Raw genomic sequence first — 24,386 nt, forward strand, 5'->3', positions numbered from 1 at the left:
TTTTTTCTCGTGGTTTCAACCCGTTTGTCGCTTTAGCTCCACGTCTCACCGCGCTTTCGAGGCCCGACGAGCCTCTCGCTCGGCGCGGCCCCGCCTCCTCTCGCGGCCTGACGGCGACGCGCCAGCCGGGGCGGACGCAGCGGCTTTCAGTCCGCGCGGGGCAGGAACGCCCCATGGAAGGTCTGGGGCGACGCGTGGAGCAGGTGGACCCGCGCCGCTGGCCCATCGTCCAGGTGCGCAGCGTCCCAGACGTGGATCGCGCTCTTCCCGGCCTTCGCGTCGGTGACCAGGGCGAGCACGTGGCCGTCGCCCTCGGGAGCGCCGGGCGCGCGCGGCACGAAGACCGGCTCCGAGGGGCGCTCGTGGTGTGCGATGGGCGCCACGGTGATCGCGCCCGTGTCGACGTCGACGCGGGCGATGGCGTTTCCGTTCGGGTCGTCGGCCCGCCCCTTCGTGGCGAGGAAGACGACGCCGTGCCGCTCCCCCTCGACCCGGGCGTCGACGCGCGGGAACTCGCCGGCGACGCCGCCGAGGTCCTCCACGAGGAGCTGCTCGCGGCTCGCGCGCACGCGGTGGCGCACGAGGACGCCGCCCTCGACGGCGGCGAGCTCGGGCCGATCCGGGTCCTTGCCGATCGCGCCGAGCGTGGCGAGCGTGCGGTGGCGGACGAGGTCGACGACGAGGTCCTCGCCGTCGTCGTAGGCGTTCGCGAAATGCCACTGGAAGAACGCGTCGACGCCGAAGCGGCGCACGCGGGAGACGTCGTCGATGTCGACGACGATCACCTCCGTGCCCCGGCTGGGCTCGAAGCGCACCCAGGACTCGAAGCCTCCCCACTGGAGCATCGCGCGCCCCACCCGGATGATCGCGGGTGAGACGAAGAACACGAGGTGCCGGCGGGTGGCGCAGAAGTCATGGAGCATCACCGGCGCCGGGAGCGGCACCGCGCCGAGCGCGCGCGCGCGCCCGTCGTCGTCGACTGCGTAGAGGTCGAGCTGGGTCCTGCGCCCGTAGCGGACGCCGAAGTTGTAGCTCGTCTTCCTGGCGGTCACCCGGTGCGGGTGGGCCGAGAAGGTGGGACCCAGCACGCCGCCGAGATCGCTCTCGCCGAGCGTGTCGAGCGTCGCGGGATCGAGCTCCGTCGGCCTGCCGGACTCCACGAGAGCGAACAGCCGGCCGCCGGCGATGAAGGGGCTCGTATTCGCGACGTTCTTGCCCTTGCTCTTGCCCTGCAGCGCGTGGAGCACGCGCTTCGGCCAGGACAGGGTCGAGCCGTAGAGGCGCCGCCCGGCCGCGAGCTCCTCCACAAGGCCGCGGCTGCGCACGAGGCGGTGCGCGCCCTCCGCCCGGCCGCCCGACAGCCGCACCGCGAGCACCCCTCCGTCGGCCTCGAAAGAGTGCGGCACGCGGACGCCGAAGAGGGTCGCGCGGGCCGGGCCCACCCGAAAGAGCGTGCCCTCGAGGCCTTCAGGCAGCGTCCCCTCGACCGAGAGCGGCGTGAAGCCGTACTCGGCCTCGAGGTCGATCGGGTGATCGAAGGCGCGCGCTCCGCGAGCGGCGTCCGTGGAGGCGCCCCCCGCGCCGGCGAAGGCGGCGTCGAGGGCGGCGTCGAAGTCGGGGGCGGACAGGGCGATGGACATGGGACCTCCGGGGGGGCCGATGTGATCGGTGATCACATCGGGGTGCTGGTGATGTAATCATCGATCACATTGGCGCAAGCGGGATCCTGCGGAGCCGGGCCCTGGGCGTCCGGTTGCTCCCTGCGGACTCCGGCTGCGCGAGGTGCCCGATGCGGCCGTCTGTACGATGCGGAAGTCTACCCGATGCCGCCGCGGACCCGGGCAGCTGGCGCCCTGTCGCCGAATCTCCTCCTTGAACGCCGCCGTACGCCGCTCCTTGACGCCGCCGTACGCCACCCGGAAAGCGCGGCATGCCCCCGGGTCGAAAGCGCGACGAGGATCCGCCTGCGCAGAAGGCGCCAGCCACGAAGGCGCCCGCCAGGAAGTCGCTCGCCAAGAAGGCGCCCGCCAGGAAGTCGCCTGCCGAGCGGAGGGCATCGAAGCGGCCGGCGCGCGGCTACCATCATGGGGACCTCAAGCGGGCCCTCGTGGACGCGGGGCTCTCGCTCCTGGAGGAAGACGGGATCGACGCGGTCCGGGTGCGCGAGGCGGCGCGGCGGGTGGGCGTCTCTCCGGCAGCGCCCTTCCGTCACTTCCCCTCGCGGGAGGATTTCCTGCGCGCCGTCGCGCTCGCCGGGATCGAGCGGTTCGAGCTCGTCTCGGCGGCGGAGGTCGCGGCGGCGCCCACCCCGCTTCTGCGTTTCCGCGCGCTCGGGCTCGCCTCGGTCCGCTTTGCTCTCCAGCATCCTGCGCTGTTCGAGCTCCTGAACAGCCCTGCCTTGCGCGCCGATCCGGAGCACGCGCGCGCGCTGGTCGCCGCGGAGGATGAGGCGCGGTCCCGGCTTCAGGAGATGCTCGAGGAGGCGCGCGCGCAGGGCGAGCTGCGCCCGACCGACCCCATCGTCATCGAGGTCGCGGGCCGGGCGATCGTCTACGGGCTCGCGCGCATGTTCCTGGATGGCCATCTGCCGCGCGAGGGCGCGATGGAGCTCGCCGCGGCCGTCCTCGATGTGCTCGGCAAGGGGCTCGCGCAGGGGCCCCCTGATGCGTGAGCCGACCCGACCCGGGTTGGGGCAGCCGCGCCTCAACCCGGGTTGGGGCAGCACGCGCAGGGGCCCCCTGACGCGTGAGCCGACCCGACCCGGGTTGGGGCAGCCGCGCCTCAACCCGGGTTGGGGCAGCACCCGGATGCGTGAGCCGACCCGACCCGGGTTGGGGCAACCGCGCCTCAGCGCAGCTCGACCTCCGCCCCCGCGCTCGTGAGGCGCTCGGCTGCGGCCTGCGCCTCCATGCGGTTCAAGCCCTCCCGCAGCACGATCGGCGCCGATTCCACGAGCCTCCTCGCGTCGTCCAGGCCGAGCCCCCACAGCTCCCGGACCGCCTTGATCACCGCGATCCGCTCCCGGCCGAAGCTGCGCAGCACCACCGACGTGTCCTCGTCGTACCAGGGCGTCGGCGGGAGGGCCCCCATGGTGAAGCTCGGGGGCGCGGGTTCGGTCGCCGGTTGACCGAGCCGCTGCATGAGCTCGCTCGTGAGCTCGCCCAGCTCCTCGGCCGTGAGCCCCTCGATGTACGCGATGACCTGCTCGCGGGTGAGGCTCACGGCGCCTCCTCTGCCCGCCGCCGCCCCGCGAGCGCCTGGAGCGCCGCGAGGAGCCGCTCTTCCTGGTGGGTCCGCGTGGCGATCTCGCCGCCTTCGTCGCGCGCGAACCGCACGCAGAGCCGGCCGTCGGGGGGACGGCGAGCGAGCGCTGCCTCGGCCTCGGCGCGGGAGAGCTCGGACAGGTTCAGGACCCGCGTCTGGCAAGCGGCGCAGCTGCGCTCCCGGGCGTCGCCCGGCATGACGTTCCAGTCCTCATGGCAAGGCTCGGCGATCCGGAGCGCGCTGAGCTTCATGACGAGAGAACAGCGAGGCGTGGACGACACGTCAAGCGGGCTATCGCGGATCCTCGCGAGTTCGCCCCCGCCCGCTCCTCGCGCCGCGTGATCTCCCGGACGGACCTCGCGGGAGAGATGGGATGAGGCTCGCGCGACGAGACCGCGGCGCGCTCACCGCGGCGGCGGCGCGGGCGCTCGTCAGTGCAGCTTGTCCTTGGCCTCGGCGAGCTCCTCGTTGATCCGGTCCACGAACGCGTCGAGCGTCATCGGGCCCTTGCTCGCGGCGGCGGCGGCCTCGATGGCCTGCGATGCGAGCGAGGTGAGGCGTTCGACGTAGGCGAGCTGGCCCTCGAGCTTCTCGTAGTCCCCGTCGGCGAAGTACCCGCTGTCGTCCTTGACGTCGAGCTCGGGCGCATAGCGCTGCTTGACGTACCGCAGGATGGCGCACACGGCGACGTGCACCTTGGGGCCGGCGAACTGCGTCTTCGTCCAGTTGTAGCGGCTCCCCTCCTTGAAGAACTCGACCCCCGGCGCCTCTGGCAGGCTGGGGACGCTGACGCGCGGCCCTCCGCCGCGCCCCGCCTTCTCCTGCGACGCGCGGCTGAGGTTGCGCGTGATGGCCGCGGACTCCGCCAGCGCCTGACGCATCATGTCCGCCATCTTCGAGTCGCTGAGCAGCGCGTGGTACGTGTGGTTGATGAAGGTGCCTTCAGCGTCGAAGTGGAAATGGAGAGGCTCGCATTCGCGGTGAGGATAGAGCGTGATCCCCTCGAGACCCGAGCAGGTCACGCGCCGATCGGCGATGAGCTCCTTCATGGTCTTGCTGGGCCAGCCGGCGGCCGCGGCCTTGGCGGCGAGATCCGCGACGAGCTCGGGGACGACGGTCGGGTCGCGGAGCTTGCCCGAGTACGCGATGGAGATGCCCATGGTGCCTCCTGAACGATCTCCCCTTACTCCAGCGCGGTCGTCGTGGCCAGCGCGCGCCGGGGAGGGCGCCCTCAGCTGCGGCGACAATGACAGTGAAAGAGCCGCCGGAGCTCCCTCGCTCCGGCGGCTCTCGGCCGCCTGGGATCGCGTGACCCTCGACGCCTGACCGCGAGGCCTGCGGCTCGGCGTGTCCTTCACGTCTAGAGCGGATGTCCGCGCCCCGCTCCTCGCCGGGCTACTGGCAGGCTGTCGCGCCGAAGCAGACCGCCGGATCTTCCGCGAAGCGACGGAAGTTGTCCGCCTCCGGGTGGCCCGGGAAGGGAACGTAGTAGTAGACGGCCTTGTTGTCGAAGTCGCTGCCGTCGTAGTAGGTCTGCCACGTCAGCGCGTAAGCGACGCCGGCGCTCTTGGCGAGATCGAGGAGGTGGGTGTTGTACCAGTCCTCGGTGAGCGCGCCCTGCCCCGCGTCCGGAAACAGGCTCGTTACCTCGGCGGAAGAGAGCGCGACTGCGCCCGCCGAGCTGAGGCCGTAGTTGGCCAGGAAGTCCGTCCGCAGGCTCTGATCGAACAGGGTGTCGTGCCACTTGCTCACGTGGTCTGCCGGGTAGAGCGTGAGCGACGCGCCCGCCGCGAGCTTGCTGACCCGGTGGAGGAGGTGCAGCCGGTAGGTGCCCGTCTCGGTGAGCGCGTGAGGCTTGCCCTTGGCCGCGCCGATCGCCGCGACGGCGCTCGCCATCGCCTTCATGTCCTCGAGATCTGCCGAGGACGCCGCGCGCTCGTACGGGTAATAGAGATCGATGCCGAGGATATCGATGAGGTCGTCGCCAGGGTACGCCTCGAGGTAGTACTCCTCCAGCAGGGCGGACGGCGGCTGGCTGTCGTCCTCGAGCGCCGCGATCGCCTCCTGGGGCGGGCTCTCGTACGCCGCGCCCAGCTCGGTGAGCTCCCCGAGGAGGCGGGCCCGGAGCATGTCACGAGAGAGGCTCTCTGGATCCCTGACCTTCGCCTCGGCGGGCGTCACCGAGCTGTCGCTCAGCTTGCGCACCTTGTCCGTCGAGTACGCGAAGATCACGTTCTCCATCCCCGGCTCGCTCCGGATGGCCTCGGCGAACGTGCGGTACGCGGCGCTGTAGGCGGCGGGGCCGGTGACGGCTTGATCGTCGTCGAGCAGGGCCTGGCAGTTCCAGTAGGGCTGACCCCACCAGAACCATCCGCCGGTGTGCTCGTGGAACGGACGGAGGACGATCGGCTTGCCGTCGAGCCCGTGCTCGCGGAAGAACTGGGCCACGTACTTCGCGTGGGCGACGAGCCAGTCGCGCGCCGAGATCCCGGCGTGGGTCCCCTGCTCGATCGGCACATCGTTGGCGATCTTGCAGATGCACTTCAAGTTCTCCGGGATGTCCGCGCTGGAGCCGAGGGAGCGCGAATAGTACGTCTCGGCGTAGAACGGGGTGCCTCCGCCCTGGGCGTGAATCGGGACGCTCTGGCCGTCGACCGAGAGGGTGGCGAGCGGCGTCTCGATGGCGTCCGCGAAGTCCGAGGTGCTGATGTCGTAGTTGCACGGGGGTGTGTGCCAGTCGAAGGCCACCATCCCGCCCGGCTGCTCCAGCATGTACGCCGCGGCGGCCGCGGTGACGTCGCGGCGATTCCAGGGGACCGGATCGAAGACCATCGCGTCGAGCGAGATGCCGAGCAACCCGGGGTTCTCTCCCACGGTGGAGCCGGCGTCCGACGACCAGCCCCGCTCGCCGCGGCTGGCGGCGCCCGCCATGCTCGAGAACCAGTCGTTGGTCGACACGAACTGCTTGGTGCCCGGATCGTAGAGCCCCCACGTGATGGCGTTCTCGTAACCGAACCGGAACTTGCCGGCTCGAGACGACGTCCAGAGGTCCTCGAGGAGGTCACCCCTCGGCGTGTCCGGAAACTCCGGTGTGTCGTCCGGCGTGCCTGTCGAGGTGCTCGACGACGCGCCTCCGGACGCGCTCGACGACCCGCCCCCCGAGGCGCTCGACGATGTATTTCCGGAGGTGCTTGACGACCCGCCCCCCGAGCCTTCCGGCGGCGTGTCGTCGCTCGACGACCCGCATGCGGCCGTCAAGCACAGGAGGAATGCGGCATAGAAGCGTGGGCTGAGCTGGATGAGATTCATGGGTTCTTCCCTGCGAACGGTGGCAATGACGGGGCGAAATAAAACGTGTTAATCGGTTCAGTGTCAACAGCCACGTGCTGGGCACGCCGCCGCCGCCGGTTTCGTGCTGGTTTCGTCGCGCGCGTGCGTTTGCCATGATGCCGCGGCGCGTCGCAGCCGGCGCTCGCCGAGGCGCTGCGGGCGCGTGGCCTGCAGGCCCGGCGCTGTATTAACCGGTTCATAGATTCATGGGTCACCGTCAGGGAGCGCGCTTGTGCGCGCGGCCTCGGCGAGGACGCCAAACAATCGGGGAAACAGGGCGGCTGAGCGTCACGGCGGCGCAAACGCATCTCTCCAGGCGGCCTTGACGTCATGGAGGTGTCTCTGCTGATCCGGCGCGACGTCCCGCCGCGGAGGTAGAACTTTCTGCTCCCATGTCCCCATCCACGTTCTTCTACCGAGACGATGCGCGCATTCAGCCGCCGGCATGACGATCTCCGCGCGTCGCGGATGTCACAGATACTGAGGACGATGGTGTACGACTTGGACGATCGGGTGGTGTGGTGATGATGTCATGGTGGTTGTCCTGCTCGGCGCGCCCGGCCGCTTGAGGCGATCGGCGCACATGCCAGCTCGCGAACAGCGTGGTAGTCTGCTCGCCTATGGACAATGCGCAGAGCGACGATATCGAGGAGGGAGACTGGGGACGACTTCACGTCACGCGCGCCTGCTGTGGTGCAGGCGTCTGCAGGAACTTCGCTCCAGAGCTCCTGGGCGAGGTCGCACCCGCGCACTGGGAAGCCATGGACGGCGACGTCCGGCGCCGCGGCCCCGCCGTGCTCGCGGGCACCTATGACGAAGGGGCCTTCACCGGCATCCTGCGCCAGCCCCGGAGCCGGGCCGACCTCGAGGCGGCGCGCTCGGCGGTCGCCGCCTGTCCGGTCAACGCCTTGCGCCTCCGATCGTCGCCATCCCGCGCGCGCGCCGGGCTGGGAGCGCTCGGCGCCCCGTTCCGCGCCTGGCCGCGCCGCATCGAAGAGGACGTCTGGGCCCTCGGCCATCCCGCGCGCGAAAACGCGGGCGCGACGGCCTACTTCATCGAGCGCCCCGGCGGCGGCGTGCTCGTCGACCTGCCGAGCCCGACCGAGGCCGTCTTCCGTTTCCTCGAAGAGCACGGCGGCGTGCGGTGGATCTTCCTCACCCACCGTGACCACACCGCGCACCACGCCGAGTTCGCGGCCCGCTTCCCTGGGTGCCGCCGCGTCCTCGGCGCCTCGGACGTGATCGCGCGCGGCGACGGGCGCAATCCGGCCACCTCCGATGTGGAGATCCAGCTCAGCGACCGCCTCGATCCCATGGCCCTCGACGGCTCGCCGCTCGCCGACGGCGACCTCGCCGGCGCCGAGCTCGCCGTGCTCTCCCAGCCCGGCCACACCGCAGGCTCGATGTGCCTGCTGTACCGGGGCCGCTTTCTGTTCACCGGCGACCACCTCGCCTACTCGCGCCGCATCGGCCAGATCGTGGCGTTCCGGCTCCACTGCTGGGACGACTGGGAGCGCCAGATCCGCTCCGTGCGCCGCCTTGTGGCGCTGGCGGGCGCTGGCCACCTCCGCTTCGCGTGGCTCCTGCCTGGCCATGGCGAATGGCGCCGACTCGAAGGCGACGGCGGCGCTCCCGCGACGGCCGCCGAGCTGGAGCGTGCGCTCGCCTGGATGGAGCGGCAGGCGCCTGGCCACGTCCCTTTCTTCCGTTTCATCCCCTGGTTGCAGAGCCGCTCGTACCCCGGCACCCGCCTCGCGCGCGTGGTGCACGCGATCGGCGGCGATGGCCCCGGGAGCGAGGCCTGGGTGCTGCCGCGCGCCGCCCGCCCGTACCTGCCCGATTACCGGCCAGAGAAGGTCGCCGCCGCGTGGCTGCGGGTCTCCCTGCTCGCGGCGACGGCGCTCGGCGCCGCGGCGGCCGCCGTCCGGCTCGCCGCGCGCGCGGCGGGGGCGGCCGCGAAGAGGAGCGCGTGAAGCGGCCTTGAGGGGCGGCCGGCGCTCCGGTCTTCGCACGGCCGGGGTGGTCGAGGCGCCGCCGCGCCGGGCTGCTCGCTCAGCCGGCCGCGCTGCCTCGGTCGTCCTGCCGCAGCAGATACGCTGTCTCTGGGTTCTCCCGGCGCCAGATCACGTTGTCCATGAAATAGTGGTGGATGTTCACGAACACGAAGACGGCTGCGAAGTACGGTGTCGGGCCCAGGTCGGACATCGCTTCGCCGTCGCTCGAGCTCAGCACCAGCGCGCCGTGCGCGCCGTGCGCGCCGTCGAAGAGCGCGGGCGCGCCGCGGAACACGACCCACCCGAGGCCGACGGCGGTCGCCGCCAGGATCCCGAGGCGCAGGCCGGTCGGCCGCCCGAACAGCGGCGGGCCCTCGGCGTCGCGCGCCTCGTTCCGCTTCAAGAGCCAGACGAAATAAAGATACTGAACGGAGTGGAGCGCGGGGATCACGTACACCATGAGCCGGTCGAGGCTCGAGTAGACCGTCCAGAGCCAGATCGTGATGAGGAAACCGGACAGCGGCGCGAGCGGCGGGAGGCGCCGCTCCATTCGCCACCTGCGCGCGATCACCCAGAGCAGCGCGAGCGCGCTGAGCCCGAACGCGAGCCCGGTGACGGGCTCGAGCGCCGGCGGGTGCGCGAGCGACGTGTAGACAACGCCTTTCTCCTCGACCTCCCTGCCCGGATCCGCCGGGCTCGCCCACGCGTAAGCCCAGGCCGCGAAGCAGTGCACGAGGAACACCTTGCGCTCCAGGGGGCCGAACCGGAACCCACGCCGCGCCGAGAGCACCGTCAGGACGCCGAAGCCCTGCTTCACGTAGTGCCAGCCCACCAGGAGGAACATGAGCTGGATCATGAAGCCCATCGACCGCGCGGAGCCGGTCGAGAGCGCCCCGATCGCCCACGCGAGCAGCGCGACCGGGACCAGGAGACCGGCCACGATGTAGCGGGCTCGCTGCGCCGGGGCGAACGCGCCGCCGAACGCGCGGCGCTTCGCGTCCTTGTAGAACAGCAGGTACGTCACCGCGAAGTGAGGATCGTTGATCACGGACGCGGCGTGGAACGTCAGGAAGCCGATCGCGAGCTCCGCCGCGTCGAGCCCGACGGCCCTGCGGGCGAGCCACGCGAGCGGAAAGAGCACGAGCGTCGCGCCCCCGACGAGCAGGAACTCGATGAGATGGCCGCGCAACGCGGCTCGACGCGGCGTCGCGACCGGGACTGGCAGCGTCGCGCCCGCGCTGGTCATGCGCCGAAGCTACCACACAGGGACGCCCGTACGGCGCGCGCGCCGCGCGCTCGGCCGCCGACGGATCTGCCAAAATCCGTTGCCGTCGCGCCGCAGGCTCCGAGCCAATCTCTGGCCGCCCCAGGGCATCCAAGCCGCCATGCCCGCCCCCTACCGCGACGGCGTGGAGACCGAAGGCCCGCCACGACCAGATCGCCGAGGGCTCTCGGCCGTCAAGGAGAGGGTGGGAGAGCTCGAGGGCCTGAAGCAGATCGAGCTCCGCCTCGAGGACGAGCTTGATGCGGTGCGCTGTAGGCTCGAGGGGGTCGCGGGGCGCCGTGGCCTCCCTCCCTTTTCATTATCAATAAATGACGGGATCTCTCGTCACAAATAAATGACAGATCGCTCGCCGCAAATAAATGACAGATCCGATGTCGCGCTGCCGCAGGCGGCATCGAGAGCGTTCGGCGCGAAGCGGGCGCCGCTCCTCGTCCAGCTGTGCTATTCCGCGATCATGCGGAGTCGATCATGAGCCTGCGTGACCTGGTCGACGACGTCCCGGAGGACCCGCTCATCACCGGCGCGGTCCAGCGTGCGCTCGTCGCCTATGCGGCGATTCTCCCCGCAGATGTCCTCCGTGACGTCGAGATGCTCGCCACGAGGACTCTGTTTGTGCACCCGCTCGGGATCTCGTTCGTCGCCCGGCTCGCCCCCGGAGTCCGCGTCGAGGTGGACATGGGCGACGATCTCGCCGAGCAGGCGCAGCAGGGGTTCGCGGTCGGCGAGATCATGATCGCGATGATGCGCGTGCTCCGCAGGCGGGCGCGCGAGCGGGGCGAGCGTCGCTTCTTGATGCCCGAGACGCCGATGCTCATGCTGCAAGCGTTCCTGGGCTATTTCAACCCGGACCCGGCCCTCTGGACGATGGGCGATGACGCCGCGCGCGGCGCGCTGGATCGCCTCTGCGAGGCCGTCGTCGGCCTGTTCTTCACGGGCCTTGTCGTCGATGTGCTGGAGAGCCCCTCGTCGCTCGACGACTGGGGGGAGACCGGCCGCGCGCTCTCCGCGGCGCTGCCGGCCATGACCGCAGCGCTCCACGGCGCGAGGGCCCGGCTGTCCAGGCGCGACCGGCATGCGCTGGAGACCTACGATGCCTGCGGCTGGGATCCGGCGCGGCTCGAGCGCCGGCTGGGCGGTGGCCCGGAGCCCGCCCGTCCGGCGTTCTTCGCCCTGGGCGCGGCGCTCGCCGCGGAGCTCTGCGCCTCGCCGGTGAGCTGACGCCGCGTGGCCGGCGTGGCCGGCGTGGTCGTGAATGCGTGCTCCCTCGCCTCACTCCGCCCCTTCCGCTTGTAGCGCGGGCAGCCACATCCGCACCGTCGTGCCCTCGCCCAGCGCGCTCTCGATACGGATGCTGCCGTGGTGCTCCTCGATGAACCGGTGCGTCAGCGACAGCCCGAGCCCGGTCCCTTGCCCGGGCGGCTTGGTCGTGAAGAACGGCTCGAAGATGCGGCTCAGGTCCTCGGCGCGGATGCCGCAGCCGTGGTCGTGCACGTCGATCTCCACGCCGTGGATGTCCCCGCGCGGGAGCGGGCGAGCCTCGACCACCACGGCGCTGCCGTGAGGGCTGGCGTCGAGCGCATTGCCTATCACGTTGAGCAAGGCCGACTCGAGCTGCGATGCGTTGACGAGCACCTCGGGCAGCGCCGATGAGGTGCCGTCCGCCTCGAGGTGGACCCTTCGCTCGCGCGCCCGCGGCGCGGACAGGTCGACCGCGCGGCGGAGCGCCGCGCGCACGTCGCACGGCTCCCGGCCGATCGGCTTGCCGCGCGAGTACTCGAGCAGCGCCGTCACGAGATCCGAGCACCGGATCGCCTGCCGCTCGATGGTGCTGAGCGCCTTCAGGAGCGAGGCCTCGTCGGGCAGGCCGTGCCCCTTCCGGTGCCGCCTGAGCAGCAGCTGGGCGTTCATCAGGATGGCCGACACCGGGTTGTTCATCTCGTGCGAAAGCCCCGCCACCAGCGTCCCTATCGCCGCCATCTTGCCCGCCTGGAGGAGCTCCTGCTGCGTCTCCGAGAGCCGCTCCAGCGCCGCCGCGAGCTCGCTGTTCTTCGCCGCGAGCTCCAGATAGGCGCGGTGCAGCCGCTCCGCGGCGCGGACTCGCGCTCTGAGCTCCAGGGGGTCGAACGGCTTGCTCATGTATTCGTCGGCGCCGACGTCGAGCCCCCCCACGGCCTCCGCGCCGCTCGCCCTGGCCGTCAAGAGGAGGACCGGGATGTCCCGGAGCGCGGCATCCCCCTTGAGCCGCCTGACCAGCTCGAATCCGTCCATCTCAGGCATCATCACGTCCGAGACGATGACATCGGGCCGCTTCGCCGCGATCGACTCGAGCGCTTCCCGGCCGTTCGTCGCCAGGACGATCTCGTGTCCGGCCGACAGGATGTCCGCCAGGTACGATCTCATGTCCGGGTTGTCGTCCACCACGAGCACGCGCGGCCCCTCCGCGCCGCCGTCGGCGCGGGGCGCGCCTGCGGCGGGCAGCGGAGGCACCTCGAAGCTGCGGAGGTTGACCGACGACGGGGGGGGCTCGGAGGTGCCCGTGCCGTTGAGTGACCTCGGCGGCTCAGGCGCGATGGGCGCCCGCCGCGCTGCCAGGAAATCCGCGGCGCGCGGGAGCCGCACGAAGAAACGAGAGCCGATCCCGGGCTCGCTCTCCACGCCGACCGTGCCGCCCATGAGCTCCGTGAGCTCCTTGGCCAGCGACAGCCCGATCCCCGTCCCCTCGTGCTTTCGCGTCGCCGAGGCGTCGATCTGCTGAAACCGTTGAAAGAGCAGGTGTCTCCTGTCCGCCGGGATGCCAGGGCCGGTGTCCTCGACCGAGAGCTCGAACAGACCATCGAGCGCCCGCAGGTCGACAGCGACGCGACCGCCAGGCGGGGTAAATTTCAGCGCGTTGCCCAGCAGGTTGAGCGCGATCTTCTCGAGCTTGCGCCGATCGGCGGGGACCCTCCGCAGCTCGGGATCGACATGAATCGATAGATCGAGCCCGCCGCGCGCCGCCGCCGGGCGAGCCTCCTCCACCATGTCCGAGACGAGCTCTCCGACGTCGACGGCCTCCCAGTCGATCTGCATCTTGCCGGCCTCGATCTTCTGGTGATCGAGGACATCGTCGACCAGCCGGCGGAGCCGCCGCCCGCTGCGCTGGATGAGCTCGAGGTCCCCCCGTACCCGCGGCGAGAGCAGTTCGTCCCGGCTGGACAGGAGCGACTCGAGTGGTCCGAGGATGAGCGAGAGCGGCGTCCGGAGCTCGTGGCTCATCACCGTGAGGAACTCCCCCTTGGCGCAGGCCGCGGCGTCCGCCGCCTCCTTGGCCTTCTGGAGCTCGATCTCCATCCGTTTGCGCTCGGTGATGTCCGCGTAGATCCCGAGGATCCCCGTCACATCGCCGCGCTCGTCGCGGATGGGCACCTTGCTGGTGAGCAGGAACCGCTGCTCGCCGTCCGGGCGGAGCAGCGGCTCCTCGATGTCGAGCATCGGGGTGCCGCCCTCCATGACCTCCCGGTCGATGCGCACGAAGCACTCGGCGTCCTTGGTCCCCCACACGTCGAAATCGGTCTTGCCGACGAGGTTCTCCAGCACCTTCGTGTTGGTGTCATTGAGGAAGTTCTGATTTCCCCCGAGAAACCGTCCGTGACGGTCTTTCCAGAAGATGGCGTGGGGGACGTTGGCGATGACGTACTTCAGCACCGCCTGCTGCTGCTCGAGGGGCCCCGGCGTCCATTCCTGATCCTGGGCGGCGGTGCCAGTCGGGGCCTCGGCCGGCGGCGCCACACGGGGCGTCCGCGCGTGTGCTTCGCGCGTCCGACGGGCCGTGAGGAGCCTGCTGATCTTGGCAGAGAGGCGGTAGAGACGTCTCATCGTCGTATCGTCACAGGAGCATAAGGCGAGCGCGGGCGACATCAAACCTGCTCAGCACGGGAACGCCTCGGTTGAGCGCGCGCGGCCGTGTAAAATAACGCTCGAGCAGGCTGGCGCGTCGGATCCGCCGCTCACCTCGCCGCTGGGCGCTGTGGTAGCGCCCGGCGTCCGTCCCGTCGAGCCCTCCCGGCGGCGCTGGCCTGCGCGCGTCTCCCCCTCGTCCCACCGGCCCTGAACCGGCGCCTGCGCACGGCGGCGCCGCCGTGCTAGAGACCAGAGCCAGAGGAGGTACGCCCATGGTGGATGGAGTCGCGCTCATCACCGGAGCGGCGTCGGGTATCGGCGCGGCGACCGCGCGCAAGCTATCGCAGACCGCGTCCGGCCTGGTCCTGATCGATCGGCGCCGCGACGCGCTCGACGCCCTCGCGGGCGAGCTCCGCGGGCCGGAGCTGATGCTGCGCGAAGCGGATGTGGGGAACGACGCCTCGTGGGGCGAGATCGAGGAGGCTGTCGAGCGTCGCTTCGGGAGGCTCGATCATGTCGTCGCGAACGCCGGTATCGCCCACGGCGCGCCGATCGAGGAGACGTCGTTTGACGACTGGCGGCGGGTCCTCTCCGTGAACCTCGATGGGGTCTTTCTGACGCTCCGGACGGGCCTTCGTCTCCTCAGGAAGGCCGGTCGTGGCGGGACGGCTGTCGTCGTCTCCTCGGTCGCGGCCGTGAAGGCCGAGCCGGGGAGCGCTGCTTATGGGGCCTCCAAGGCGGGAGCGGCGCAGCTGGTTCGCGTCGCGGCGAAGGAGGGCGCGCGCGACAAGATCCGGGTGAACGGCGTCCTGCCCGGCGGCGTCGAGACGCCGCTCTGGGCTCAGCTGCCCTTCTTTCCAGCGCTCGTCACGACGGCCGGCAGCGAGCGCGCCGCGTTCGATCAGATGGCGGCGACGTCGACGCCCCTGGGCCGCTTCGCGAGCGCCGACGAGATCGCCGGGCTCATCGCGTTCCTGCTCTCCGACGCCTCTGCCACGATGACGGGCGCGCTCCTCGTCAGCGATGGTGGCTATTCCTTATAGAGCGACGGGCCCGTCGCCTGTGCGGTGACCGCCGCGCTGGCGCGCGTGTGACAGACACGAAACACAGGCGCGGTGCGTCACGAGGGCGCGTCAGGCCCAGAGGAGCCGAGGGAAAGCGCTTTCATCGCCTGGTGAAGGGGTCCAGCGTGCCGTTGCGCCGTGACCGAACCATTACCGCAGGCGGCGCACGACGGGTGTTATAGAGGCCGTGCTTGTCATTAGGAGGCAGCTCAGCATGATTGAGGATCCGCAGGTTATCCGCAGCGCCGGCCTCCAGCCGATCGGCATCTGGCGCAGCGGGCCCTGGCTCCCCGCCTTCACATCGACAGACCTGCGGGAGGCCGTCTCCTGCGTGCGAGAGCCGGTGCACGTGGTGCGTGAGACGCCGGATGGGCGCGTCGGCGTGTCCCGGGGCGGCGCTGTCCTCCGCGAGGATCAGGTCAACGGGGTCCCGACGTTCCCGCTCCTTGGCACGCTGCCCGCCCTGTACCCGGAGTGGCTCGGAGACCGCTCCTTTGTCGAGGTCCACGGCCTGCGCTTCCCCTACGTGGCCGGCGCGATGGCGAACGGCATCCACACCACGCGGCTCACGATCGCGATGGCCAAGGCAGGCATGATGGGGTTCTTCGGCGCCGCAGGCCTCGGGCTGCACCGGATCGAGCAGGCGATTGACGAGATCTCCGCGGCGCTCGGGACGGAAGGCCCTACCTGGGGCTGCAACCTCATCCACGCTCCGAACCAGCCCAGGCTGGAGAGTGATACGGTGGAGCTCTACCTGAAGAGGGGAGTCCGGAGGGCCGAGGCGGCCGCGTACATGGGCCTGAACCCGATGGTCGTGCGGTTCGCCTACAGCGGCGTCAAGCGCTTGCCCGACGGCCGCGTCGACCGGAAGAACCACCTGTTCGCGAAGATCTCGCGCCCGGAGGTCGCCGCGCGCTTCCTGTCGCCCGCGCCGGCCGAGATCCTCGATACCTGCGTTCGCAACGGGTGGCTCACCCGGGACGAGGCGGAGCTCGCGCGGAGCCTCCCGGTCGCCGAGGACATCACCGTGGAAGCGGACTCCGGCGGTCACACCGACAATCAACCCCTCGTCGCCCTGTTCCCGGTGATCCTCGGCGTCCGCGACGAGCTCGCGGCGAAATACGGATATCACCGGCCGATCCGCGTCGGCGCCGCCGGCGGTCTCTCCACGCCGGAGTCGGTCGCCGCCGCGTTCGCGCTCGGGGCGGCGTATGTGCTCACGGGCTCCGTCAACCAGTCGTGCATCGAGTCGGGCCTGTCCGACGAGGGCAAGAAGATGCTGGCCCAGGCCGATCTCCCGGACGTGGTGATGACGCCGGCCGCCGACATGTTCGAGCTCGGCGTGCAGGTCCAGGTGCTCAAGCGCGGCACGATGTTCGGGGTGCGCGCGCAGCGGCTCTACGATCTCTACGTCGCCCACGACTCCATCGAGTCGCTGCCAGCAGACGTGCGCGCGCGCATCGAGAGAGAGCTGTTCCAGATGTCGTGCGACGAGGTGTGGGCGGGCTGCGAGCGGTTCTTCACCGAGCGCGACCCGGCCGAGCTCGAGCGCGCCGCGCGCGACCGGAAGCACAAGATGGCGCTGATCTTCCGCTGGTATCTCGGCATGTCCAGCAAGTGGGCGATCGCCGGGGACCCGAAGCGCCGCGCCGATTACCAGATCTGGTGCGGCCCGGCCATGGGCGCGTTCAATCGCTGGGTCAAAGGGTCGTTCCTCGAGGACCCTTCGCGCCGCACGGCGGTCCAGGTCGCGCGCAACCTGCTCGAGGGCGCGGCCGTCGTCACGCGCGCGCAGCAGCTCCGGACGTACGGCGTTCCCGTGCCGAGCGCCGCATTCCACTTCACTCCTCGCCCGCTCGCCTGAGCGCCTGACCACCTGCCGAGGTCCTCATGCACCCTTCGTCTTCGCGTATCCCGCACATCGCCGTCGTCGGCGTGAGCGCCATCTTCCCCGGCTCGCTCGATGCGCACGGCTTCTGGCGCGATATCCTGTCCGGGACAGACCTTATCACGGACGTCCCGAGCACCCACTGGCTGATCGAGGATTACTACGATCCCGATCCGTCCGCCCCGGACAAGACGTATGCGAAGCGGGGCGCCTTTCTCAAGGACGTGCCGTTTGATCCGCTCGAGTGGGGTGTCCCGCCTTCGATCGTGCCGGCGACGGACACGACGCAGCTGCTCGCGCTGATCGTGGCGAAGCGGGTCCTGGAGGACGCGGCGCAGGGGCAGTTCGAGTCGATGAGCCGCGAGCGGATGAGCGTGATCCTCGGCGTCACCTCCGCGCAGGAGCTGCTCGCCTCGATGGTGAGCCGGATCCAGCGGCCGGTGTGGGCGAAGGCGCTCCGGGATCTCGGGTATCCGGAGGACGAGGTGAAGCGCGCCTGCGACAAGATCGCGGGCAACTACGTGCCATGGCAGGAGTCGAGCTTTCCGGGCCTGCTCGGGAACGTGGTGGCCGGGCGCATCGCGAACCGGCTCGACCTCGGCGGGACGAACTGCGTGACCGACGCGGCGTGCGCGTCGTCGCTGTCGGCGATGTCGATGGCGATCAACGAGCTGGCGCTCGGCCAGTCCGATCTCGTGATCGCGGGCGGCTGCGACACGATGAACGACGCGTTCATGTACATGTGCTTCAGCAAGACGCCTGCGCTGTCCAAGTCGGGCGACTGCCGGCCGTTCTCCGACAAGGCCGACGGCACGCTGCTCGGCGAGGGCATCGCGATGGTGGCGCTCAAGCGGCTCGACGACGCCGAGCGCGACGGGGACCGGGTCTACGCGGTGATCCGCGGGATCGGCTCGTCGTCGGACGGGCGCAGCAAGAGCGTGTACGCGCCGGTGCCGGAAGGGCAGGCGAAGGCGATCCGCCGGACGTACGCCGCCGCCGGGTACGGCCCCGAGACCGTGGAGCTGATGGAGGCGCACGGCACCGGGACGAAGGCCGGCGACGCGGCCGAGTTCGAGGGCCTGCGCGCGATGTTCGACGAGTCGGGGCGCGAAGACCGCCAGTGGTGCGCGCTCGGCAGCGTGAAGTCGCAGATCGGCCACACCAAGGCGGCGGCCGGCGCGGCCGGGCTGTTCAAGGCGATCATGGCGCTGCACCACAAGGTGCTCCCGCCGACCATCAAGGTCGATAAGCCGAACCCCAAGCTCGACATAGAAAAGACCGCTTTCTATCTCAACACCCAGGCGCGGCCGTGGATCCGGCCGGGGGACCACCCGCGGCGGGCGTCGGTGAGCTCGTTCGGCTTCGGCGGCTCGAACTTCCACGTGGCGCTGGAGGAGTACACGGGCCCGGCGCCGAAGGCGTGGCGGGTGCGGGCCTTGCCGGCGGAGCTGGTCCTCCTGTCGGCGGACACGCCGGCGGCGCTCGCGGATCGCGCGCGGGCGCTGGCGAAGGAGGCGGAGGTGCCCGAGATCCTGCGCTTCCTGGCGCGGGAGTCGGTGCTCTCGTTCGACGCGTCGAGGCCGGCGCGGCTCGGGCTGTGCGCGACGGACGAGGCGGATCTCAGGAAGAAGCTCGAGCAGGTCGCGGCGCACCTCGAGGCGAGGCCGGAGCAGGCGCTCTCGGCGCCGCTCGTCCACTGCGCGAGCGGGGAGGCGCCGGGGCGGGTGGCGTTCCTGTTCCCGGGGCAGGGGAGCCAGTACGTCGGGATGGGCGCGGACGCGCTGATGACGTTCGATCCGGCCCGCGCGGCCTGGGACGCGGCGGCGGGCGTCGCGATCGCGGACGCGCCGCTGCACGAGGTGGTGTTCCCGCGGCCGGTGTTCTCGGACGAGGACCGGGCGGCGCAGGAGGCGCGGCTCCGCGAGACGCGGTGGGCGCAGCCGGCGATCGGCGCGACGAGCCTCGCGCACCTCGCGCTGCTCGCGGCGCTCGGGGTGCGGGCCGAGGCGTTCGCGGGCCACAGCTTCGGCGAGATCACGGCGCTGCACGCGGCCGGCGCGCTGTCCGCGGCGGACCTCCTGCGCGTGGCGCGGCGGCGCGGCGAGCTGATGGGCGCCGCGTCGTCGGAGCGGGGCGCGATGATCGCGGTCCCGCGGGGGATCGACGAGGTGCGGGCGCTCGGCCTCGGCGGCGTGGTGATCGCGAACCACAACGGCCCGAAGCAGGTGGTGCTGTCGGGCTCGGTCGCGGCGATCGAGGCGGCGGAGGAGCGGCTGAAGGGCGCCGGGATCCAGGCGCGGCGCCTCGACGTGGCCGCGGCGTTCCACTCGCCGCTCGTGGCGGAGGCGAGCGCGCCGCTCCGCGAGTTCCTGGCGGGCATCGCGGTCGAGGCGCCGGCGGCGCCCGTGTACAGCAACGCGGAGATCGAGCCGTACGCGGGCGGCGGCGACGCGGCGCGCGACCGGCTGGCGCGGCAGCTCGCGGAGCCGGTGCGGTTCGTGGAGGAGATCGAGCGGATGTACGCGGACGGCGTGCGCACGTTCGTCGAGGTCGGGCCGGGCTCGGTGCTGACGAACCTGGTCGGCGACATCCTGAACGGCCGGCCGCACCGGGCGGTGGCGCTCGACCGCAAGGGCAAGCACGGCGTGACGAGCCTGCTCGAGGCGGTGGCGCGGCTCGCCGTGGCGGGGGTGCCGCTGGATGCGAGGGTCCTCTGGGAGGGCTTCGCGGCGCCGAGCGATCCGCGGGCGCTGCCGAAGCCGAAGCTGGCGCTGCAGATCAACGGCAGCAACTACGGCAAGCCGTACCCGCCGCAGGGGGGCGCGAAGGCGCTGCCGGCGGCGAGCCCGCCGCGGGCGGCGCAGAAGCCGGCGCCAGAGGCGGCGCGGGCAGCGGTGCAGCCGGTGGCGAGCGCGCCGCGGCCGGGGGTGAGCGCGTCGGCGCCGGTGGCGAGCGCGTCGGTGCCTGTGGTGAGCGCGCCGCGGCCGGCGGTGGGTGCGTCGGCGCCCGTGGTGAGCGCGCCGCGGCCGCTAGTGAGTGCGTCGCAGCCGGCGGTGACCGCGTCGGCGTCTGCGGTGGCGAGCGTTTCGGCGCCTGTGGTGAGCGCGTCGCGGCCGGCAGTGAGCTCGTCGGCGCCTGTGGTGAGCGCGTCGCGGCCGGCAGTGAGCTCGTCGACGCCTGTGGTGAGCGCGTCTCGGCCGGCAGCGAGCGCGTCGTGGCTGGCCGCGTACCAGGAGGCGCAGCGCGCCACGGCGGAAGCCCACAGCGTGTACCAGCGCACGATGGCCGAGAGCCACATCGCCTTCCTTCAGGCCGCCGAGGCGTCCTTCGCAGGGCTTGCCGCGCTGGCGACCGGCGCTCCGTACCCCGTCGCTCCTACGACGGTGTCCGAGGTCCGGCCTGCGCCGGTTCTCCTCGCTCCGGTGCATGTGGGGCCTGTCTCGGAGGCGTCCGTTCGGCCTGCAGGGGCGCCGACCGCGCGCTCCGGCGAGGGCAAGAGCAACGTGGCCCTGGACGGCCTGAACGGCGCAGGCGGGGAGCTCCATACGGCTGTCGCGCTGCCGGCGCAGGCCGCGCCTGCCGTGACAGCCAAGGTGGCAGTTGCAGCGCCCGCCGTGACAGCAAAGGCGGCCACCGCGGCGCCTGCTGCGGCTGTGAAGGCGGCAGCCGCGGCGCCGGCGGTGGCAGTGTCTGCGCCCGTCACCGCGCCTGCGGCCGTCGTGGCAACGCAGGCAGCGGTCGCCGCTGCGCCGCGTGTCGATATCGAGCGGTTGGTCCTCGACGTGGTCGCGGACAAGACGGGATACCCCGTCTCCATGCTCGGGCTGCAGATGGAGCTGGAGAGCGACCTCGGCATCGACAGCATCAAGCGGGTGGAGATCCTGTCCTCGGTCCGTGACCGGACGCCTGGGTTGTCGGAGGTCGACGCCTCGGCGCTGGCGCAGCTGCGCACGCTGGGGCAGGTCGTCGATCACCTCCGCGCCTCGCTGCCGGCCGCCGGGCCGGCTGCCAGCGCCAGTCCGGCGGCCGTCGCGCCCGCCGCGAAGGCGCCTGCCGTCGCGGCGCCTGCCGCCTCGTCGAGCGCGGCACCTGGCGCGGCCGAGGTGGAGCGAGTCGTGATGGCGGTCGTCGCGGAGACGACGGGCTACCCGGCGGAGATGCTGGGGCTGCAGATGGAGCTGGAGAGCGATCTCGGCATCGACAGCATCAAGCGGGTGGAGATTCTGTCGGCGGTTCGCGACCGGACGCCGGGGCTGTCGGAGGTCGATGCCTCGGCGCTGGCGCAGCTGCGCACGCTGGGGCAGGTCGTCGACCACCTCCGCGCTTCGCTGCCTGCCGCCAGCACCAGTCCGGCTGTCGCCGCGTCCGCCGCGAAGGCGCCTGCCGTCGCGTCTGGCGCGGCACCTGGCGCGGCCGAGGTGGAGCGAGTCGTGATGGCGGTCGTCGCGGAGACGACGGGCTACCCGGCGGAGATGCTGGGGCTGCAGATGGAGCTGGAGAGCGATCTCGGCATCGACAGCATCAAGCGGGTGGAGATCCTGTCGGCGGTCCGCGACCGGACGCCTGGGCTGTCGGAGGTCGATGCCTCGGCGCTGGCGCAGCTGCGCACGCTGGGGCAGGTCGTCGACCACCTCCGCGCCTCGCTGCCGGCCGCCGGGCCAGCCGCCAGCGCCAGTCTGGCTGTCGCCGCGCCCGCCGCGAAGGCGTCCACCGCTGCGGTGCCCGCCGTCGCTTCCGCCGCGGCGCCTGGCGCGGCCGAGGTGGAGCGAGTCGTGATGGCGGTCGTCGCGGAGACGACGGGCTACCCGGCGGAGATGCTGGGGCTGCAGATGGATCTGGAGAGCGACCTCGGCATCGACAGCATCAAGCGGGTGGAGATCCTGTCGGCGGTTCGCGACCGGACGCCGGGGTTGGCGGAGGTCGACGCCTCGGCGCTGGCGCAGCTGCGCACGCTGGGGCAGGTCGTCGACCACCTCCGCGCCTCGCTGCCGGCCGCCAGCGCCAGCCCGGCAGTCGTCACGCCCGCCGCCACCGCGCCTGCTATCGCGGCGCCTTCCGTCGCGTCCGGCGCGGCGCCCGGCGCGGCCGAGGTGGAGCGGGTGGTGATGGCGGTCGTCGCGGAGACGACGGGCTACCCGGCGGAGATGCTGGGGCTGCAGATGGAGCTGGAGAGCGATCTCGGCATCGACAGCATCAAGCGGGTGGAGATCCTGTCGGCGGTTCGCGACGGGACGCCCGGGCTGGCGGAGGTCGACGCCTCGGCGCTGGCGCAGCTGCGCACGCTGGGGCAGGTCGTCGACCACCTCCGCGCGAGCCTCGGTCCCGCCGCTGTCACTTCCGGCGCTGCCCCGGCAGAGCCCGCCGAGGAGCCGGCCTCCGCGCCCCTCGGCCGGTGGACGCTCGTCGAGGAACCGGCGCCCGCCGCCGGCCTCGCGATGCCCGGCCTCTTCGACGCGGGCACCCTCGTGGTCACCGGCCACGACGCGGTCGGCCCCGCGCTCGTCGCGGCCCTCGCGGCGCGCGGGATCGCCGCCGAGTACGCCCCCGCCGTGCCCCGCGGCGCGCGCGGCGCCGTGTTCCTCGGCGGTCTGCGCGAGCTGGCCACGGCCGACGAGGCGCTCGCCGTTCATCGCGAGGCGTTCCTCGCTGCCCAGGCGATCGCGGCGAAGCCGGCCCTCTTCGTCTCGGTCCAGGACACCGGCGGCGACTTCGGCATCGCGGGCTCGGACCGCGCCTGGATCGGCGGGCTGACGGGCCTCGTGAAGACCGCGGCGCTGGAGTGGGCCGAGGCGTCCTGCCGCGCGATCGACCTCGAGCGCGCCGGCCGCTCCGACGGCGAGCTCGCGGAGGCCATCGCCTCGGAGCTCCTGTCCGGCGGCGTCGAGCTCGAGATCGGCCTGCGCGCGGATGGCCGGCGCACCACCCCGCGCAGCGTCCGGCAGGACGCGCTGCCCGGGCCGCTCCCCCTCGGGCCGTCCGACGTGGTCGTGGCGAGCGGCGGCGCCCGCGGCGTCACCGCGGCAACGCTGATCGCGCTCGCCAGGGCGAGCCGCGCGCGCTTCGCGCTGCTCGGCCGCACCGCGCTCGAGGACGAGCCGGCCGCCTGCCGCGGCGCCGACGGCGAGGCCGCGCTCAAGGCGGCGCTCGTCAAGGCGGCGACCTCCGCGGGCCAGCGGGTGACCCCGGCGGAGATCGGCCGGAGCGTCGCGAAGATCCTCGCGAACCGCGAGGTCCGCGCGACGCTCGACGCGATCCGCGCCGCCGGCGGCGAGGCCCTCTACGTCCCGGTCGACGTGAACGACGCGCGGGCGGTGGCCGCGGCGCTCGACGGCGTGCGCGGCGCCCTCGGCCCCGTCACGGCGATCGTCCACGGCGCGGGCGTGCTCGCCGACAAGCTCATCGCCGAGAAGACGGTCGAGCAGTTCGAGCGCGTGTTCAGCACGAAGGTCGACGGCCTCCGGGCGCTGCTCGGCGCGACCGTGCGCGACCCGCTCAAGGCGATCGTCCTCTTCAGCTCGATCGCCGCGCGCGGCGGCAACAAGGGGCAGTGCGACTACGCGATGGCGAACGAGGTCCTGAACAAGGTCGCGGCCGCCGAGGCAGACCGCCGCCCCGGCTGCCGGGTGAAGTCGCTCGGCTGGGGTCCCTGGCAAGGCGGCATGGTGAACGCGGCGCTTGAGGCCCACTTCGCGCAGCTCGGCGTGCCGCTCATCCCGCTCGCCGCGGGCGCGAAGATGCTCCTCGACGAGCTGTGCGACGGGTCGGGCGATCGCGGCGCGCGCGGGCAAGGCGGCGCCCCGCCCGGCGCGGTCGAGCTCGTGCTCGGCGCGGAGCCGAAGGCGCTCGCGGCCCAGGGCCACGGCGGCGGGGTCGCGCTGGCCGTCCGCGCGGACCGCGCGACGCACCCCTACCTCGGCGATCACGCCATCAACGGCGTCCCCGTGGTGCCGGTGGTGATCGCGCTCGAGTGGTTCGCCCGCGCCGCGCGCGCGTGCCGGCCGGATCTCGTCGTGACCGAGCTCCGCGACGTGCGGGTCCTGCGCGGGATCAAGCTCGCGGCGTACGAGTCCGGCGGCGAGGTGTTCCGCGTCGACTGCCGCGAGGTGAGCAACGGCCACGGCGCGGTGCTCGCGGCGGAGCTGCGCGGGCCGCAGGGGGCGCTGCACTACGCGGCGACCATCCAGATGCAGCAGCCCGAAGGGCGCGTGGCCCCGAAGGGCCCGGCCGCGCCGGAGCTCGGCCCGTGGCCCGCCGGCGGCGAGCTGTACGACGGCCGCACGCTCTTCCACGGCCGCGACTTCCAGGTGATCCGACAGCTCGACGGCGTGAGCCGCGACGGGATCGCGGGGACGGTCGTGGGCCTCCGCGAGGCCGGCTGGGTGGCTCAGCCGTGGAAGACCGATCCCGCGGCGCTCGACGGCGGGCTGCAGCTCGCGACGCTGTGGACGCAGCACGTGCTCGGCGGCGCGGCGCTCCCGATGTCCGTGGGCGCGCTGCACACCTTCGCCGAGGGGCCGTCCGACGGCCCGCTGCGCGCGGTGGTGCGCGGGCAGATCGTGGCCCGCGATCGCACGAAGGCCGACATCGCGTTCGTCGACGACCGCGGCTCGCTCGTCGCGGAGCTGCGCGACGTGCAGTACGTCCTGCGCCCCGACACGGCGCGCGGCCAGGCGTGATCGAGG

At 72.1% G+C, this 24,386-nt stretch carries 13 protein-coding genes; 6 read left to right on the forward strand and 7 right to left on the reverse strand.

Features of this window, described 5'->3' with window-relative positions; all coding sequences use genetic code 11:
* Positions 1-146: 146 nt before the first annotated feature.
* Entirely contained in the window at positions 147-1,640 is a 1,494-nt protein-coding gene (locus WME79_RS04190) for a carotenoid oxygenase family protein (protein WP_437532203.1), read from the reverse strand.
* Between the two features lie 290 nt (positions 1,641-1,930).
* Between WME79_RS04190 and WME79_RS04195 the strand changes: the two genes are divergently transcribed.
* Positions 1,931-2,671 (forward strand): WHG domain-containing protein, encoded by a 741-nt coding sequence (locus WME79_RS04195; protein ID WP_437532206.1) that lies wholly within the window; start codon positions 1,931-1,933, stop codon positions 2,669-2,671.
* Between the two features lie 176 nt (positions 2,672-2,847).
* On the opposite strand, the gene WME79_RS04200 is transcribed toward WME79_RS04195, so the two are convergent.
* From WME79_RS04200 to WME79_RS04215, 4 genes are all read right to left on the reverse strand, one after another.
* Complete coding sequence (locus tag WME79_RS04200; protein WP_437532208.1) at positions 2,848-3,222, reverse strand: ribosomal protein bL12; 375 nt, start codon at positions 3,220-3,222, stop codon at positions 2,848-2,850.
* The gene (locus tag WME79_RS04205) at positions 3,219-3,515 is read right to left on the reverse strand and encodes a hypothetical protein (protein ID WP_437532211.1); all 297 of its coding nucleotides are present in this window, start codon (positions 3,513-3,515) and stop codon (positions 3,219-3,221) included. Before WME79_RS04205 ends, WME79_RS04200 begins: the two co-directional genes overlap by 4 nt.
* Before the next feature lie 180 nt (positions 3,516-3,695).
* On the reverse strand, positions 3,696-4,424 hold the full coding sequence (locus WME79_RS04210) for a hypothetical protein (RefSeq protein WP_437532213.1): 729 nt from the start codon (positions 4,422-4,424) through the stop codon (positions 3,696-3,698).
* Between the two features lie 235 nt (positions 4,425-4,659).
* The gene (locus tag WME79_RS04215; RefSeq protein WP_437532216.1) at positions 4,660-6,573 is read right to left on the reverse strand and encodes a glycosyl hydrolase; all 1,914 of its coding nucleotides are present in this window, start codon (positions 6,571-6,573) and stop codon (positions 4,660-4,662) included.
* Positions 6,574-7,214: 641 nt separating this feature from the next.
* Here WME79_RS04215 and WME79_RS04220 point away from each other — a divergent pair.
* Positions 7,215-8,567, forward strand: a complete 1,353-nt coding sequence (locus WME79_RS04220; RefSeq protein ID WP_437532219.1) for an MBL fold metallo-hydrolase — start codon at positions 7,215-7,217, stop codon at positions 8,565-8,567.
* 79 nt (positions 8,568-8,646) lie between these two features.
* On the opposite strand, the gene WME79_RS04225 is transcribed toward WME79_RS04220, so the two are convergent.
* Complete coding sequence (locus WME79_RS04225) at positions 8,647-9,777, reverse strand: hypothetical protein (protein ID WP_437532222.1); 1,131 nt, start codon at positions 9,775-9,777, stop codon at positions 8,647-8,649.
* A gap of 564 nt (positions 9,778-10,341) precedes the next feature.
* Between WME79_RS04225 and WME79_RS04230 the strand changes: the two genes are divergently transcribed.
* The gene (locus WME79_RS04230) at positions 10,342-11,091 is read left to right on the forward strand and encodes a hypothetical protein (protein ID WP_437532225.1); all 750 of its coding nucleotides are present in this window, start codon (positions 10,342-10,344) and stop codon (positions 11,089-11,091) included.
* Between the two features lie 51 nt (positions 11,092-11,142).
* Here WME79_RS04230 and WME79_RS04235 read toward each other — a convergent pair whose 3' ends face one another.
* Positions 11,143-13,728: an ATP-binding protein gene (locus tag WME79_RS04235; protein ID WP_437532228.1), complete on the reverse strand. Its 2,586-nt coding sequence runs from the start codon at positions 13,726-13,728 to the stop codon at positions 11,143-11,145.
* Between the two features lie 296 nt (positions 13,729-14,024).
* Here WME79_RS04235 and WME79_RS04240 point away from each other — a divergent pair, with 296 nt between their 5' ends.
* The 3 genes from WME79_RS04240 (at position 14,025) to WME79_RS04250 (ending at position 24,380) form a co-directional block, all read left to right on the forward strand.
* Entirely contained in the window at positions 14,025-14,795 is a 771-nt protein-coding gene (locus WME79_RS04240) for an SDR family NAD(P)-dependent oxidoreductase (RefSeq protein ID WP_437532231.1), read from the forward strand.
* Positions 14,796-15,030: 235 nt separating this feature from the next.
* Positions 15,031-16,680, forward strand: a complete 1,650-nt coding sequence (locus WME79_RS04245) for a PfaD family polyunsaturated fatty acid/polyketide biosynthesis protein (RefSeq protein ID WP_437532234.1) — start codon at positions 15,031-15,033, stop codon at positions 16,678-16,680.
* A 26-nt stretch (positions 16,681-16,706) separates the two neighbouring features.
* Complete coding sequence (locus WME79_RS04250; RefSeq protein WP_437532237.1) at positions 16,707-24,380, forward strand: SDR family NAD(P)-dependent oxidoreductase; 7,674 nt, start codon at positions 16,707-16,709, stop codon at positions 24,378-24,380.
* Positions 24,381-24,386 lie beyond the last annotated feature (6 nt).

This window comes from Sorangium sp. So ce726 (genome assembly GCF_051521405.1).
Taxonomy (GTDB): domain Bacteria; phylum Myxococcota_A; class Polyangia; order Polyangiales; family Polyangiaceae; genus Sorangium.

Excerpts from the sequence above, each read along its gene's own strand:
- WME79_RS04245 (WP_437532234.1), top strand. The coding sequence starts at position 15,031 with ATGATTGAGGATCCGCAGGTTATCCGCAGCGCCGGCCTCCAGCCGATC.
- WME79_RS04205 (WP_437532211.1), bottom strand. The coding sequence starts at position 3,515 with ATGAAGCTCAGCGCGCTCCGGATCGCCGAGCCTTGCCATGAGGACTGG.
- WME79_RS04240 (WP_437532231.1), top strand. The coding sequence starts at position 14,025 with ATGGTGGATGGAGTCGCGCTCATCACCGGAGCGGCGTCGGGTATCGGC.
- WME79_RS04250 (WP_437532237.1), top strand. The coding sequence starts at position 16,707 with ATGCACCCTTCGTCTTCGCGTATCCCGCACATCGCCGTCGTCGGCGTG.
- WME79_RS04235 (WP_437532228.1), bottom strand. The coding sequence starts at position 13,728 with ATGAGACGTCTCTACCGCCTCTCTGCCAAGATCAGCAGGCTCCTCACG.
- WME79_RS04215 (WP_437532216.1), bottom strand. The coding sequence starts at position 6,573 with ATGAATCTCATCCAGCTCAGCCCACGCTTCTATGCCGCATTCCTCCTG.
- WME79_RS04210 (WP_437532213.1), bottom strand. The coding sequence starts at position 4,424 with ATGGGCATCTCCATCGCGTACTCGGGCAAGCTCCGCGACCCGACCGTC.
- WME79_RS04195 (WP_437532206.1), top strand. The coding sequence starts at position 1,931 with ATGCCCCCGGGTCGAAAGCGCGACGAGGATCCGCCTGCGCAGAAGGCG.
- WME79_RS04230 (WP_437532225.1), top strand. The coding sequence starts at position 10,342 with ATGAGCCTGCGTGACCTGGTCGACGACGTCCCGGAGGACCCGCTCATC.
- WME79_RS04190 (WP_437532203.1), bottom strand. The coding sequence starts at position 1,640 with ATGTCCATCGCCCTGTCCGCCCCCGACTTCGACGCCGCCCTCGACGCC.
- WME79_RS04220 (WP_437532219.1), top strand. The coding sequence starts at position 7,215 with ATGGACAATGCGCAGAGCGACGATATCGAGGAGGGAGACTGGGGACGA.